Source organism: Cupriavidus sp. F041, from assembly GCF_057814235.1.
On sequence record NZ_JBVASY010000002.1, the window covers coordinates 1535571 to 1549765 of the forward strand.

The following is a 14195-nucleotide window of genomic DNA, read 5'->3' on the forward strand; positions in this document are numbered from 1 at the left end:
CGCTGGAGAGAATTACCATGAGACAAGTCAATAAAATTGGTTGCCTTAACAATGGCATCTTCAAAATGAACTTTTCGATTCAATGGTTTGATTCGAAGGGGAGTTGGCATACTTCCGATTGGAATAGTGGTAATTTCGACAACGGCCTGTACAAGGTGAGTCCTCCACTTTCATCGATCGGGATTCCGGCAGACGCGATTGGGGTGGCGCCCTACGTTTCCGCGGTTCTGGGAGCAAGTAACCGGGGGACGCCCCTGGTGCAGCCGGCGAATAACGGCAGGCTGGCCGCTTATGAGGTCACGGGGACGACCTTGGACTTCAGTGTTCAGCCACTGCCGTGGAGGAACTGGGCGCAGAACATCGTTCATACCATGACGATTGATGGTGAATACTACTTCTCTCCGACGAGCCGCGCAGAACTCCAGGGCATCGTACGCCAGGCAGTGCAGGCTGGCGCGACGGTACGTGTCTCCGGCCAGCGGCATGCACAGCCGCCGCTGGTCGCGGAGGACAATCGCCTCGCCCCCACTCCCGACCAGTGGCTCATCGACCTTTCCTGCTATAAGGACCTGGGTCCCGGCGGCGCCCAGTCGATCGTGCTGCATCAATCGGAAGGCACGGTCACGGTGAATACCGGCGTCCGCGAAGATGAACTGGATGCGTTCCTGACCGCCAACAACATGATGCTCAAGACTGTTACCGCGGGCGGCTTCTTCAGCCTTGGCGGGATGACGGCGGTCGATGTGCATGGGGCGACAATCAACGCGCCGATCTTCGCGGAAACGGCCTCGGCGTTCAGCATCATGGGTCCGGATGGCCAGGTGAAGACCATTGACACGCAGACGCCGGCAGAGGGTGGCTGGTCGCCCTTACAGTTCGCGCGCGTCTCTCTCGGTGTGCTGGGAGTCGTCACCTCCGTCACCGTCGATGTATTGCCACGCCCGTGGGCCACGACGTTGAGCCCGGGCAAGAACAGCCAGATTACGTGTGCGGATGAGACGGCTTTCATCGCTCAGTTCAAGACGCTGCTCGCGAGCCATGACCGCGTTGAGTCCTTCCTCAACCCGTACAACAGCAACTTTCTCGTCTTGTGGTGGGACGTGGTCGCGTCGCCGTCGACGAAGATTCCGAACCTGAAGCCAAGCGTCCCGGATGCGTGCACCCTGGCGGGAGAGGATGTCTTTGGCGCGCCCTACCTGATACCGCTGGAGCCCATCATCGAGCCTCCGCTTATCGCGGCTCAGTATGCCGGAATCACAACCGCTGCGAGCGCGATCATTGATGCCGGATACTTGACTGTCGGAATGCTCTTCGATCAGGCCACGGCTGTCTACTCTGACCTATGGCTGACGAAGGCCTCCCGCGTGATCTTCATGTCCTATTTTATCGAGCTTCCGGCGCTCGACGACGCGGGGCTCGGCAAGGCCTGGCAGGGCCTTGATGCGGTGATGGCTCGTATCAAGAGTTCCACCGATTTCCTGGTGGTTGCACCGATGGAATTCCGGTTCGTCCGCGGCGGCAACACCGCATTGGCCGGGACATACACGGAAACCCCCAATGCAACCTTCGTCAATCTGGACCTTATCGGGTACGTGCCGGCCGTCGCAGGGACCGAGTACCCCGACCGTTTGCTCCATTTCTTCGCAGACATCGAGCGTGCCTGGGTTGCGCTGGGAGGGATGCCGCATACCGGCAAGATGTTCGGCTTCTACGACCCGAGTCAACCTGCTGGAACTTTCTCGTCGCCATTCAACCCGGTTTTCCTGCAGGATCTCGCGAAGCGCCGCAGCGTTCGAACCAAGGCCTTCGACGCCTACCGGCGAACCTGCGATCCAAAGGGCAATTTCCACAGTAATTTCGTGGCGGCGCTGCTGGGAGACACGAATTTGCCGGGCAAGCCAGGCTGAGCTGGCTACCTAGGGCGCCAGGGCCTTGCCGGCAAGCGCGCCCAGCGCAACCGTGCCGGTCAACACCGCGGGGCTCTCATGCCGCGTCAGCTCCGCTGCGCCTGGCTTACCTTAAAAGATGTGCCGCACGCCGACCGTGACGCCAACCATGCTCTTCTGCCCCGTCATCGTCGGATAGTTGAACGCGAAGGCTGTCGCCGCGCTATCGAAGCTCAACCCGCCGTTACGCGCGTACCCGGCGGACAGGTAGACGTCCGTGCGCTTGGTGAAGTTGTAGTCGGCGATAAAGCTGTACTGCTGCATGTTGGCGGGGTTGGTCTGCGGCGCGCCGACTGCCGCACGCGCGGATTTGACGTCGGCGTAGTAGTAGGCGAGCGACAAGCCCAGGGCCGGCGTGGCCTGGTAGTTGACGCCAGCCCACCAGTAGTCGTCGCGCAGCAGCGTGCTGCCGTTGCTGAAGTCGGCCTTGTTCCAGCGATAGCCGCCCATGACCTTGAGCGGGCCTGTAGCGTAGCTCGCGGCGCCGGCAAACTTGCGTACCGTGCCGGGCTGCCCGGTGGTCACGGCCGGTCTCCATTCGTCATAGGCCAGCGACGCCCCGAACCCATTGCTCAGGTACTGCAGCGAGGCGCCAAAGGCGGTGTTGTCGCTGAAGTGTCCCGGCGTCTCGCCGGCGCCGCCGTTGGCCAGCGCGGTGCTGGCATTCAGTACCGAGACGCCGGTGCCGAAGGAGTAGTGCGCCACGGCCTGGAGCCCGCCGAACTGGCCGGTGTACTTGACCATATTGCTTTCGCGGTAGTTCAGGCCCATCCACCAGATGCCCGGTTCATAGGTGGCCGCAAACCGCAGCGGCGAGAAGTTGGCAAGGCCATCGAAGAAGCTGGTGTACTGGCGGCCCAGCGTGAACTTGCCATAGACGCTGTTCTGCAGTCCCACGAATGACTGGCGCCCGAACAGCACGCCCGACTGCAGGTTGCCGGTATCGGGCTGGAAGCCGCTCTCCAGCACGAACAGCGCCTGGTTGCCGCCGCCGAGATCTTCCACGCCGCGCAAGCCCCAGCGCGATGCGGAAAGTCCGCCGACGCTGGGTTGCGCGAAACGGTAGCCGCCGACGTTCGGTGTGGCCGGCGATGCAGCCACCCGATTGACGTACTCCACGGAAGCGTCGATCACGCCATAGAGGGTAACGCTCGATTGTGCCTGCGCTGCGCCGCTCACTGCGCACAACGCCGCCAGCGCGACCAATGTTCTTTTCATGCTATGTCTTCTCCTTGTGCTTGTTTTCAGAGTCACCGGGAACCAGCCTCCTCGTCGGATCCCGTGATGGCATTAGAGCGTGGCGCTCTTTTTTCTGACCCACCCAAAAGGGAGTGAATCGCTGCGATGGTGGTTTTAATCCCGCAGAAAACCGGCTCGGCGGTCAATACCTATTGACGAATGCGGAAGATGATTTCTGGCGACGCGCCAGTCAGCGGTCAGTCAGCCTTGGTCCCGGTCGACTTGATGAGTCGCGCCATCACCGGCTCAAGTGTCTCGAAGTCGCGCTTGAATTCCGCCGAGGAACTGCCTACCGGCTCCAGCGCAAGCATCTGCAGCCGCTCTTTCATCGGCGCGGAGTTGACCGAAGCGCGCGCCTCCGTTTCCAGGCGGGCCAGTACCGGCGCCGGCGTGCCTGAGCGCGCCATCAGGCCGACCCAGCCGGGCGGGCTCAGTTCCTGGTCCTTCAGGCCAATCTCGGCAAGGGTCGGCACGTTCGGCAACTCCTTGACGCGCTGTTTGCCCACGATCGCCAGCGCGCGGAGGCGCCCGCTCTGGATATGCGGGCCCAGCGTGCTGACCGAGCCGATGGCCCACGAGATGTTGCCGCCGATCATGTCCTGCGCCATCGGCGCTTCGCCCTTGTAGGCGATATGGGCCATGTCGAGCCCCCGGGACTGGTTGAGGTAGGCGCCCAGCAGATGCGGGAAACTGCCGGTGCCATAGGAGCCATAGCTGACCTTGCCCTTGTTCTGCGCGGCCCAGTCGAAAAACTCCTGCATGTTCTTGACCGGGATCTTGCTATTGACCGCGAACACGATCTGGCCGATGCAGATCTCGGAGACAAAGGCCAGGTCGCGCCGCACGTCGTAAGAGACGTGCGAGTAGAGATACGGTGTGTTCATGATCGGCGCGGAATGCGTGATCAGCAGCGTGTAGCCATCCGGCGCGGCGCGCGTTACCGCCTGGACGGCCAGCATGCCCGCGGCGCCGGGCTTGTTGTCGACGATGATGGTCTGGCCCAGCCGCTTGCCCATGTCGTCGGCCAGCGCGCGCGCGATGGTGTCCGTTGCGCCGCCGGGCGGCGCGGGTACGACGAACGTGATGGTGCGCGCGGGATAGCTTTGCGCGCCGCAAAGCGCGCTCCAGGCAAGAACGGCAACGGCAAAGAGAGTCTTCGTACGCATTCGGCATGACCTCGCAGTGAGTTAAGAGTGGTGCCGGCCTGGCAGGGGTCGGCGTGGTCACGCCGTGCTGGCCGGAAGGGCTGCTCAAGTGCGACGGTAGGGGATGCGCGAAGGGCTGTAACCCGCCATATTGGCGGGGCGGGATTTCACTATCCGGGTGAACCCGATGGGCGACGCCGTGCGTTTCGGTAGCGCTCACGCACGACGCGACGGGCTGGGCCGGAAGCAGTGCGTTTCATGCCCGGAAAAAAAGAACTCCGGCCATGAGGCCGGAGATCAAGACCCTGCCGGCATCGAGCGCCGTCAAGGTGGAGACACGGAAAGGGCTGTCCCGCCGCCCGGTTTGTGCTTCGGTGCGGGCCGGTGGCCAGACATGCGCGACCGCTGGCGACGCAGGCCAGCATACGTTGATCAAGATGCGCGCGCCCCCGCCAGAAGGCAGGGGCGCGGGAGATAGCGCTCAGGATGGCGCGTGCCCTTCCAGTGGCGAGATGCTTGCGGTCTGGTGCGGGCGGCCATCGCTGGTGCCCAGGTAGAACACGCCGGCGGCGTGCAGTGCCGTGCGGTCCCCGACCATGATCCGGCAGTTCACGTTGGCGACGCGCCGGCCTTGCTTGAGCATGTCCACATGCGCCTCCACCCAGTCGCCGGCATGTGCCGGGCCAAGATAGTCCACGCTGAGATGCAGCGTGCGGGGCTGCAGGGTGCCGAAGCGGCGCACCATGACGATCCCGAACGCACTGTCGGCCAGCATGGCCATGAAGCCGCCGTGGACGATGCCGATGGCGTTCAGGTGTTCGTCGGCGATGCGCACGCCCACCACCGGCCGCTCCGCGTGCAGGTAGAAGTCGCCACAATGGCGCATGAAGCCCCTGGCGCCGGCAAGCGGCTCGAAGCCGGCCGGCACGCCGCGGTCTTGCGGATCCCGATGGGGCAGGATTGCCGCCACGGAAGATTGCGATTGAGACATGGAATTCACTCTATGGTCAGGGCGGCCCGGCGTCGCGGGGCCGTCTTCAGGCGTCGGGCAGGAAGCCAAGGCCCAGTTCACGCAGGCGTGCCACGGACTGCGTGTCGAACCCCCAGTCGCGCAGCGCCGCGGCGCCGTGTTCGCCGCGTGCCGGCGCGGGCCCCGTGACTTCCGACGGCGTGCCGAGAAAGCGCGGCGCCGGCCCCGGCTGCACCACGCCGGCCACCTCGACAAAACTGCCGCGGGCGTGGTGCTGCGGATGATCGGGCGCTTCGGCGAAGCCCAGCACCGGCGCCACGCAGGCATCGCTGCCTTCGAATATGGCGCACCACTCGTCGCGCGTGCGGGTCAGGAAGACCGTTTCGAAATGCTGGCGCAACACCGGCCAGCCGCTGCGGTCATGCTGCCTGGGCAGGTCCTTGCCGGCCAGGCCGAGTTTGTCGAGCAGTTCGGCATAGAAGCGCGATTCCACCGCGCCCACCGCCATATAGTGGCCGTCGCTGGTGCGATAGCTGTCGTACCAGGGGGTGCCGCCGTCCAGCAGGTTGCTGGCGCGCTGCTCGTGCCAGTTGCCCGAGGCCAGCAGACCCCAGACCACGGCGCCGAGCTGCGCGGCGCCTTCGATCATGGCCGCGTCCACGACCTGGCCCTTGCCGCCGCGCTGCACATTGAGCAGGGCGGCAACCACGCCCAGGGCGAGCAGCATGCCGCCGCCGCCATAGTCGCCCACCAGGTTCAGCGGCGGCACCGGCGCCTCGCCCGCGCGGCCGATGCTGGACAGCACGCCCGACAGGGCGATGTAGTTCAGGTCGTGGCCGGCGCGCTCGGCCATGGGCCCGGTCTGGCCCCAGCCGGTCATGCGCCCGTACACCAGCTTCGGGTTGCGGGCCAGCGCCACGTCCGGCCCCAGGCCAAGGCGTTCCATGGTGCCGGGCCGGAAGCCCTCGATCACCACGTCGGCGCGCTCGATCAGTTCCAGCGCGGCATTGCGGGCCTCGGGCTGCTTGAGATCGAGCGTGACCGAGCGCCGGCCCCGGCCCGTCACGTCCACCCGCTTGCCGGTGGCGGACTTGGGGCCCAGGTCGGTGGGCGCCACCGGCCGGTCGATGCGCAGCACGTCCGCGCCCATGTCGGCCAGCAACATGGCCCCGAACGGGCCCGGCCCGATTGCCTCGAACTCCACTACGCGAATGCCGCTTAGTACACCCATTGCTGATCCTGTGAACGGTCTGGCCGGGGCGGCGTGGCGTCCTGGCCTGTTTGGAAGGGGGCCGGAGCGGACAAATGCCGCCGGCGTCATGGGGCAAAGTAGAACAAATTGCGGCCATGCGCGGACCTACCCGCGTCGGGTAGGCGGCCACGCCGGGCGTCCGGAGAGGCATATCCGGCCCCTATAATCCAGGCACCAGATCCCTTCGCGAAAGCGCGCTGCCTCCCATCCGGAAAGCAGCGATTACAAGGCTTCCCAGCATGTCCGACTCCGGCGAGCAGCTGGCGGCAACGCGCGCTTCACCCGAGCGCCCGGTCCAGCCAGTCACGCCCACCAAATTCACCCCGCCGCGCGGGGCGCGCCACCTCATGCCCCGCGAGGCCTTGATGGCGCGCCTGGTGGACGCGCGCCGCCAGCGCTGCGTGGTGATCCAGGGGCCGGCGGGCAGCGCCAAGACCAGCACCTTGCTCGCCTGGCGGCAGGCCCTGCTGACGCTGGACTTCGACGTGGCCTGGCTCTCGCTGGCGCCCGAGGACAACGACCTGACCAGCTTCTTCCATGGACTGCTGGCGAGCCTCGCCGCGGTGGACGCGGCGATGGTGCGCGAAGCCGAGATCCTGATCGGGCGCGACGGCGACGAGTCCGCGGCCGAGCACTGGGTGATCACGCTGGTGCGCGGCATCGCAAGCCGCCGGCGGGAACTGGTGCTGATGCTGGACGACGTCCACCTGCTGGACGATCCCCGGATCTTCCAGGCGCTGCGCTGGCTGCTCGACTACGCGCCGCCCCACCTGCACGTGGCCCTGGCCTCGCGCAACGCGTTGCCGCTCTCGCTGGCGCGCCTGCGCAACCAGGACCTGGCGACCGAACTCGACCTGCGCGACCTGCGTTTCTCGGCCGAGGAGTCCGAGCGCTTCCTGCGCGAACAGCTTGGCAGCATCGACAAGCGCGACGCGCAGGTACTGCACGACCTGACCGATGGCTGGGCAGCCGGCCTCCAGCTGTTCGCGATCGATCTCAAAGGCAAGCAGGGGGCGGGCTTTGCGCGGGTGCAGGTGCGCGATGCCCAGGCGTTTGCCAGCTATTTCGAACGCGAGGTGCTGGTGCGCCTGGCCAGCGGCGATCTGCACCTGCTGACGCGCATGGCCGTCTGCAACCGCTTTTGCGCGTCCTTGTGCGTCACGCTGCTGGGGCGCCCGGATGCCGCCGGCGAGATCGCGGCCAGGCTGGCCCGGCTTGACGCGGATGACCTCTTCATCACGCAGATCGGCGGCGGCCAGGACGGTGAAACCTGGTACCGCCTGCATCCGCTGCTGCGCGAAGTCCTGCTGGCCCGGCTGGCGGGGTTGCCGCCGGCGGAACAGCACGCGCTGCATGCGGCGGCCTGGCACTGGTTCGGCGCGCAGGGGCACATCGACGAAGCCGTGCGCCATGCGGTCCAGGCGGGCGACGCGGCCGCGGCGGCGGACCTGGTGGAAACCTGCGCGCACGACCTGCTGGCGCGCGGGGAACTCAGCCAGCTCGCGGGGCTGGTGCGGCGGCTGCCGCCGGAACAGGTCACGGCCCGCTTCGACCTGCATCTGGTGCTGGCCCACTTGCAGATGTATGCCGGCGAGATCGATGCGCTGACGCAGAGCATCGAGCGGATGGCATCGCAGCACGACCGGCTCGGCCCCAGGCAGCGCTATGCGCTGGCACTGCTGCGCGGCGGGCTGGCGCTGCAGCGCGACGACACCGACTCGGTGGTGGCATTGCTGCCGGAACTGCAGCGCGTGCCGCCCGACGCCGACGATTTCACCTACGCGGGGCGCGGCAATGTGCTGTCGTGGATGTTTATCCACCGCGGCGAGTACAAGCAGGCGCGCAAGGTGCTGGAGGAGGGCGCGTTGCATGGAGGCGCGCCGCGCGGCGTCCTGCTGGGCCGCTGCATGGGCGGCATGACGCATGCGGCCGAAGGACAGTTCCTGCTGGCCGAGCGCATCTTCTGCGACGTGCTGGCGCAGGCCGAGCGGCAGGGCCCGGCCTACATCGGCATTGCCTGCATGGCCGCGGCGCTGCTTGGCGAGGCGCTCTACGAACTCAACGATGTCGATGCCGCGCGCGAGTTGCTGGAAAAGCGGATCGACGTGCTGGAGCGCGTCTCGATTCCGGATACCGTGCTGCGCGGCCTGATGGTGCTGGCCAACGCGCACTGGCACGGCGGGCGCCGGCTGGAGGCGCGGGCCAGCCTGGAGCGTCTGGAAGACTATGCGGCGCGCCATCGTGTCGACCGCCTGCTGGCGAACGCGCTTTGCCTGCGCTCGCGCTGGTTGCTGGAAGAGGGGGAGATCGACGAGGCGGACGCCAGCCTGTTGCGCCTGGAAGCGCTCGCCGCCCGCTATGCGGGCGCGGCCCGCAGCACCGCCTGGGAGATCAGCGTCTGCGCGCAGCTGGCGCGTATCGGCATGTGCCTGCACCGCAATGATTTCGACGGCGCCATGGCGCGGCTCACGCCGCTCAACGCGCTCTCCGAAGCCGGCGGACGCTGGTGCCGGGTGGCCAGCCTGCGGCTGCAGATGGCGATTGCCGAACAAGGCCGGTGCAATCCCGAAGGCGCCCGCGCGCACCTCGTCGAAGCGCTGCGCCTGGGACATCGGCTTGGGCTGATGCGCAGCCTGCTGGACGTATCGCCGCGCTTGCGTGTCATGCTCGAAGCCTTGCCGGCGGAGCAGGGGTTCGACCCGGTGCTTGGGTTCTATGCCCAGCGGCTGATGGCGGCGACGGCACCAGCCGGGCAGGAGGCGGCGCCGTCCGTGTCCTTTCCGGCTCACCCGGTGATCGATACGCTCAGCGAACGCGAGAACGAAGTGCTAGGCCTGCTTGCGCAGGCACTGCCCAACAAGAAGATCGCACGGGTCCTCGGCGTTTCGCTGGACACCGTCAAGTGGCACCTGAAGAACATCTACGGCAAGCTCGACGTGTCGGGCCGCGATGAAGCGGTCGCCCGCATGCGCGACTACAAGACCGCGCAACCGCAGCACGCCCACCCCACCCGCTAGGGCACCGGCCGCGCAGGCCACCCTCGCCATCCTCGCCCGTACCTACCCCTACCCCTACTCCACCGGGGTAGGTACTTTTCCCCGCCCGGCAACCAGAATACTTCCATCAAGGCAGCGATCCCCGGTCCGGACTCACCGCGACAGACGCTGGCCTCGCAACCGACCAATGAGGAGCTTCTGGTGGAAATCAAGCGCACCGTCTATCGCGACGACCATGAAATGCTGCGGGAAACCGCGCGCCGGTTCTTCGAGCGCGAATGCCTGCCGCGCCAGGCACAGTGGGACAAGGACGGCCTGGTCGACCGCGAGACCTGGCTCAAGGCCGGCCGCGACGGCCTGCTGTGCGTGACCGTCCCCGAGGAATACGGCGGCGGCGGCGGCGATTTCGGCCACTCGGCGGTACTGGCCGAGGAGTACCACCGCTCCGGCATCTCCGGCCCCAGCTTCTCGGTGCACTCGGACATCACCGCGCCGTACATCGTGCGCCTGGGCACCGAGGAGCAGAAGCGCAAATGGCTGCCGCCGATCTGCCGCGGCGAGAAGATCCTGGCGATTGCCATGACCGAGCCCGGCACCGGCTCCGACCTGAAGTCGATCCGCACCACCGCCGTACGCGATGGCGACGACTTCATCATCAACGGCAGCAAGACCTTTATCTCCAACGGCCTGAATGCCGACATGGTCGTGGTGGTCTGCAAGACCGATCCCAAGGCCGGCGCCAAGGGCGTGAGCCTGATCATGGTGGAAGCGGACCGCGAGGGCTTCCGCCGCGGCCGCAAGCTGGAGAAAGTGGGCCAGCGCGCCGCCGATACCGCCGAGCTGTTCTTCGACAACGTGCGCGTGCCTGCCGGCAACCTGATCGGCAATGAGAACGGCGGCTTCATCCACCTGATGGAAGAACTGCCCCAGGAGCGCCTGATCATCGCCGTGTACTGCGCGGCAAGGCTGGAGCGCCAGCTCGAACTGACCGTGCAATACGTCAAGGACCGCCGCGCCTTCAACCAGACCGTGTGGGATTTCCAGAACACCAAGTTCAAGCTCGCCGACGTCAAGGCCCAGGCCGTGGCCGTGCGCACGATGGTGGACTACTACATCGCCCAGCACATGGAGCGCAAGCTCACGCTGCAGGAGGCGGCCATCGCCAAGCTTTTCGCCACCGAGACCATGTGGAAGTGCATCGACGAGATGGTGCAACTGCACGGCGGCTACGGCTACATGCTGGAGTACCCGATCGCGCGCGCCTTCGTCGACATGCGCGTGACCCGCATCTTCGGCGGCACCAGCGAAGTGCTGCGCGACCTGATCGCCCGCAAGCTTTAAGTCCTACCGTCATCCAGAGAACCAGGAAACCATCATGAGCGAAAAAGTACTAGTTGGCGGCGTGGGCATGATCCCCTTCGCCAAGCCCGGCGCGAGCCTGAGCTATACGGAAATGGGCGCCGAAGCCGTGCGCCGCGCCCTGGCCGATGCCGGTATCGGCTACGACCTCGTGCAGCAGGCCTTCGCCGGCTACGTCTACGGCGACTCCACCTGCGGCCAGACCGCGCTGTACGAGGTGGGCATGACGGGCATCCCCATCGTCAACGTCAACAACAACTGCTCGACCGGCTCCACCGCGCTGTACCTGGCACGCCAGGCCATTGCGATGGGCGATGCCGACTGCGTGCTGGCGGTCGGCTTCGAGCAGATGCAGGCCGGCGCGCTGAAGTCGCACTGGGACGACCGCCCGGTCACCCGCGCGCGCTTCCAGCCGATCATGCACGGCCTGACCGCCGACATGGCGCACCTGCCGCAGGCTGTGCGCACCTTTGGCGGCGCGGGGCGCGAGTATATGCAGCGCTATGGCGCCCGCCTGGAAACCTTCGCCGCGGTGCGCGCCAAGGCCAGCCGCCACGCCGCCAACAACCCGCTGGCGCTGTTCCGCAAGGTGGTGACCACGGAAGACGTGATGAACGACGCGGTGCTGTTCCCCGGCGTGCTGACCCGCCTGATGGCCTGCCCGCCGACCTGCGGCGGCGCCGCCGCCATCCTGGTGTCGGAACGTTTCGCCAGGAAGCACGGGTTGCGCACCGATGTGCAGATCGTGGCCCAGTCGCTCACCACCGATCCGCCCGCCTCGTTTGATCCGCCGTCGATGCTGAACTACGTCGGCACGCATATGACGCGCGCGGCCGCCAACAAGGTCTATGAGAAGGCTGGCATCGGGCCGGAAGACATCGACGTGTGCGAGCTGCATGACTGCTTCGCGCAGAACGAAGTGATCTGCTACGAAGCGCTGGGCTTCTGCCCCGAAGGCGGCGCCGAGAAGTTCGTGATGGACGGCGACAACACATACGGCGGCCAGGTTGTGGTCAACCCGTCGGGCGGCCTGCTCTCCAAGGGGCACCCGCTGGGCGCCACGGGGCTGGCGCAGTGCTATGAGCTGACCCATCAGCTGCGCGGCACCGCCGAACAGCGTCAGGTGAAGGATGCGAAGCTGGCGCTGCAGCACAACCTGGGCCTGGGCGGCGCCTGCGTGGTGACGCTGTACGGCAAGAACTGACATAGGGCACCACCCGCCCGACATGAAGGACAAGGTGCGAGCCGCCTGCCGACCTGAGCCGGCGGCCGCACCCAGACAGGAGGCAGAAAAATGAAGTTCTCTCTACCGTTGCGCCTGCTTGGCTTTGGCCTCGCCATCTCCCTACTGGCGCCGGCGCTGGCGGCGCCAGCCGCTTCGGCCGACGGCTTTCCGTCGCGCCCGCTGCGCTTTATCGTGCCGCTGACGCAGGGCAGCGGCTCCGACACCGTGACGCGCTTCGTGGCGGACCAGGTGGGCAAGGAACTGGGCCAGCCCGGCATCGTGGAGAACCGTCCCGGCGCCGATACGCTGATCGCCGTGCAAAGCATGCTCAACGCGCCGGCCGACGGCTACAGCATCTTGCTGATCACGCCGAGTTCCATGGTGATCAACCCGCTGGTGCATGACAGCCTGCCGTACGATCCGCAGCGCGATATCCGGCCGCTGGCCAGCGCCATCCGCAGCACCTCGGTGCTGGTGACGGGCGCCGGTTCCGGCTTCAAGACCTTCGACGACGTGCTGGGCGCGGCCCGCAAGAAGGCGCGCTCGGTCAGCATGGCGAACTACAGCTACCACTACCGCCTGGGCGGGCTGCAGATGCAGCAGATGGCGGGCGTTGAGTTCAACCACATTCCCTACAAGGGCGCGTCGCAGGTGCAGTCCGACCTGATGGGCGGTTCGGTGGATGTTGCGCTGCTGGACGTGGGCGGCGCGCTGCCGCTCATCCGCGCCGGCAAGCTGCGGGCGCTGGCGGTGACCGGCAAGGCCCGCCATCCGGAGTTGCCGGCCGTGCCGACCGTGCGCGAGAGCGGGCTGCCGAACTACGAGCTCTCCGTGTGGATCGGCTTTGGCGTCAGCAGCAAGACGCCGGAACCCATCGCGCACAAGCTCGAAATGGCCTTGCTCAAGGTGATCGACAAGCCGGAGTTCAAGGACTTTGCCGCACGCACCGCGTATGCCGACGTGATCGGCCAGTCCGGCAAGCAGATGGCCACCATGATCGGAGCGGAAACGGTGCGTTACCGCCAACTGGTCAAGACCTATGACGTCAGCGCGCGCTGAACGCCGCAACGCAAATAGCCAACAGAATTAGGAATCAAGGATTCGCCATGCAACAGCTTTGCAAGGATCGCGTAGTCGTTATCACCGGCGCTGGCCGGGGCCTCGGGCGCGAGTACGCGCTGGAGTTCGCGCGGCAGGGCGCCAAGGTGGTTGTCAACGACCTGGGCGGGAAGGGCGACGGTTCGGGCGCGGCCAGCGGACCCGCGCTGGAAGTGATCGCGGAGATCCGGGCGATGGGCGGCGAGGCCCTGGCCAACTTCGACGACGTGGCCGACTGGGCCGGTGCGAAGAACATGATCGACGCCGCCATCCGCGAGTTCGGCGGGCTGGATGTGCTGGTCAACAACGCCGGCATCCTGCGCGACCGCACGCTCGTCAACATGACCGAGGAAGACTGGGACTCGGTGATCCGCGTGCATATGCGCGGCACCTTCGCGCCGTCGCGCCATGCCGCCGCCTACTGGCGCGAGGAGTCCAAGGCGGGCCGCCAGCGCGTGGCGCGCCTGATCAATACCAGCTCGTCGTCGGGCCTGTACTGCAACGCGGGCCAGGCCAACTATGGCGCGGCCAAGGCGGGCATTGCCGCCATGTCGGTGATTGCCTCGCGCGAACTGGACCGCTATGGCGTGACGGTCAACGCGATCTACCCGACCGCGATGAGCCGCCTGACGGAAGATATCTTCGCGGCCAGGCGCGCCGAGTTCACCGCCGGCGCCGCGCCGGGCTTCGATCCGCTGGACGCCGGCAACGTGGCGCCGCTGGTGGCATGGCTGGGCAGTACCGAATCGAGCGATATCACCGGGCGCGTGTTCGGCGTGCGCGGCGGCCGCATCACCGTGGCCGAGGGCTGGCATGCCGGCCCGCGCATGGAGAAAGAGGGCCGCTGGCTGGCCGAAGAACTGGGCGCGCGGATCCCCGGGCTGGTACGGCAGGCCGCGGCCAACGCCGACACGTCCGGCGAGATTCCGGTGACGGGTGCATAAGGCCCGTTGCCTGACCCGCAC

The 14195-nt window shown here is 66.7% G+C and carries 10 protein-coding genes; 6 read left to right on the top strand and 4 right to left on the bottom strand.

What is annotated here, in order from left to right; genetic code table 11:
* Positions 1 to 17 precede the first annotated feature (17 nt).
* A complete protein-coding gene (locus ACZY0R_RS24275; RefSeq protein WP_488861878.1) occupies positions 18 to 1907 on the top strand; it encodes an FAD-binding protein in 1890 nt (629 codons plus the stop codon).
* A gap of 111 nt (positions 1908 to 2018) precedes the next feature.
* Here ACZY0R_RS24275 and ACZY0R_RS24280 read toward each other — a convergent pair whose 3' ends face one another.
* The 4 genes from ACZY0R_RS24280 to ACZY0R_RS24295 all read right to left on the bottom strand — a co-directional run bounded on the left by ACZY0R_RS24280 (position 2019) and on the right by ACZY0R_RS24295 (position 6531).
* On the bottom strand, positions 2019 to 3164 hold the full coding sequence (locus ACZY0R_RS24280; RefSeq protein WP_488861880.1) for a porin: 1146 nt from the start codon (positions 3162 to 3164) through the stop codon (positions 2019 to 2021).
* 218 nt (positions 3165 to 3382) lie between these two features.
* Positions 3383 to 4351 (bottom strand): Bug family tripartite tricarboxylate transporter substrate binding protein, encoded by a 969-nt coding sequence (locus tag ACZY0R_RS24285; RefSeq protein ID WP_488861882.1) that lies wholly within the window; start codon positions 4349 to 4351, stop codon positions 3383 to 3385.
* A gap of 460 nt (positions 4352 to 4811) precedes the next feature.
* Positions 4812 to 5321: a PaaI family thioesterase gene (locus ACZY0R_RS24290; RefSeq protein ID WP_488861884.1), complete on the bottom strand. Its 510-nt coding sequence runs from the start codon at positions 5319 to 5321 to the stop codon at positions 4812 to 4814.
* 46 nt (positions 5322 to 5367) lie between these two features.
* On the bottom strand, positions 5368 to 6531 hold the full coding sequence (locus ACZY0R_RS24295; RefSeq protein ID WP_488861886.1) for a CaiB/BaiF CoA transferase family protein: 1164 nt from the start codon (positions 6529 to 6531) through the stop codon (positions 5368 to 5370).
* Positions 6532 to 6791: 260 nt separating this feature from the next.
* Between ACZY0R_RS24295 and ACZY0R_RS24300 the strand changes: the two genes are divergently transcribed.
* The 5 genes from ACZY0R_RS24300 (at position 6792) to ACZY0R_RS24320 (ending at position 14174) form a co-directional block, all read left to right on the top strand.
* Complete coding sequence (locus ACZY0R_RS24300; RefSeq protein WP_488861888.1) at positions 6792 to 9569, top strand: winged helix-turn-helix domain-containing protein; 2778 nt, start codon at positions 6792 to 6794, stop codon at positions 9567 to 9569.
* Positions 9570 to 9749: 180 nt separating this feature from the next.
* Positions 9750 to 10889, top strand: a complete 1140-nt coding sequence (locus ACZY0R_RS24305) for an acyl-CoA dehydrogenase family protein (RefSeq protein ID WP_488861890.1) — start codon at positions 9750 to 9752, stop codon at positions 10887 to 10889.
* Positions 10890 to 10923: 34 nt separating this feature from the next.
* Positions 10924 to 12111 carry a lipid-transfer protein gene (locus tag ACZY0R_RS24310; protein ID WP_488861892.1) on the top strand — a complete coding sequence of 396 codons (1188 nt, stop codon included), beginning with the start codon at positions 10924 to 10926 and terminating at the stop codon, positions 12109 to 12111.
* Between the two features lie 90 nt (positions 12112 to 12201).
* Entirely contained in the window at positions 12202 to 13191 is a 990-nt protein-coding gene (locus ACZY0R_RS24315; RefSeq protein WP_488861894.1) for a Bug family tripartite tricarboxylate transporter substrate binding protein, read from the top strand.
* A 47-nt stretch (positions 13192 to 13238) separates the two neighbouring features.
* Positions 13239 to 14174, top strand: coding sequence for an SDR family oxidoreductase (locus tag ACZY0R_RS24320; RefSeq protein ID WP_035874170.1), 936 nt, complete (start codon positions 13239 to 13241; stop codon positions 14172 to 14174).
* Positions 14175 to 14195 lie beyond the last annotated feature (21 nt).

Bases quoted from the DNA above. Each gene is read 5' to 3' on its own strand.
- ACZY0R_RS24275 (WP_488861878.1), top strand. From the start codon at position 18: ATGAGACAAGTCAATAAAATTGGTTGCCTTAACAATGGCATCTTCAAA.
- ACZY0R_RS24280 (WP_488861880.1), bottom strand. From the start codon at position 3,164: ATGAAAAGAACATTGGTCGCGCTGGCGGCGTTGTGCGCAGTGAGCGGC.
- ACZY0R_RS24285 (WP_488861882.1), bottom strand. From the start codon at position 4,351: ATGCGTACGAAGACTCTCTTTGCCGTTGCCGTTCTTGCCTGGAGCGCG.
- ACZY0R_RS24290 (WP_488861884.1), bottom strand. From the start codon at position 5,321: ATGTCTCAATCGCAATCTTCCGTGGCGGCAATCCTGCCCCATCGGGAT.
- ACZY0R_RS24295 (WP_488861886.1), bottom strand. From the start codon at position 6,531: ATGGGTGTACTAAGCGGCATTCGCGTAGTGGAGTTCGAGGCAATCGGG.
- ACZY0R_RS24300 (WP_488861888.1), top strand. From the start codon at position 6,792: ATGTCCGACTCCGGCGAGCAGCTGGCGGCAACGCGCGCTTCACCCGAG.
- ACZY0R_RS24310 (WP_488861892.1), top strand. From the start codon at position 10,924: ATGAGCGAAAAAGTACTAGTTGGCGGCGTGGGCATGATCCCCTTCGCC.
- ACZY0R_RS24315 (WP_488861894.1), top strand. From the start codon at position 12,202: ATGAAGTTCTCTCTACCGTTGCGCCTGCTTGGCTTTGGCCTCGCCATC.
- ACZY0R_RS24320 (WP_035874170.1), top strand. From the start codon at position 13,239: ATGCAACAGCTTTGCAAGGATCGCGTAGTCGTTATCACCGGCGCTGGC.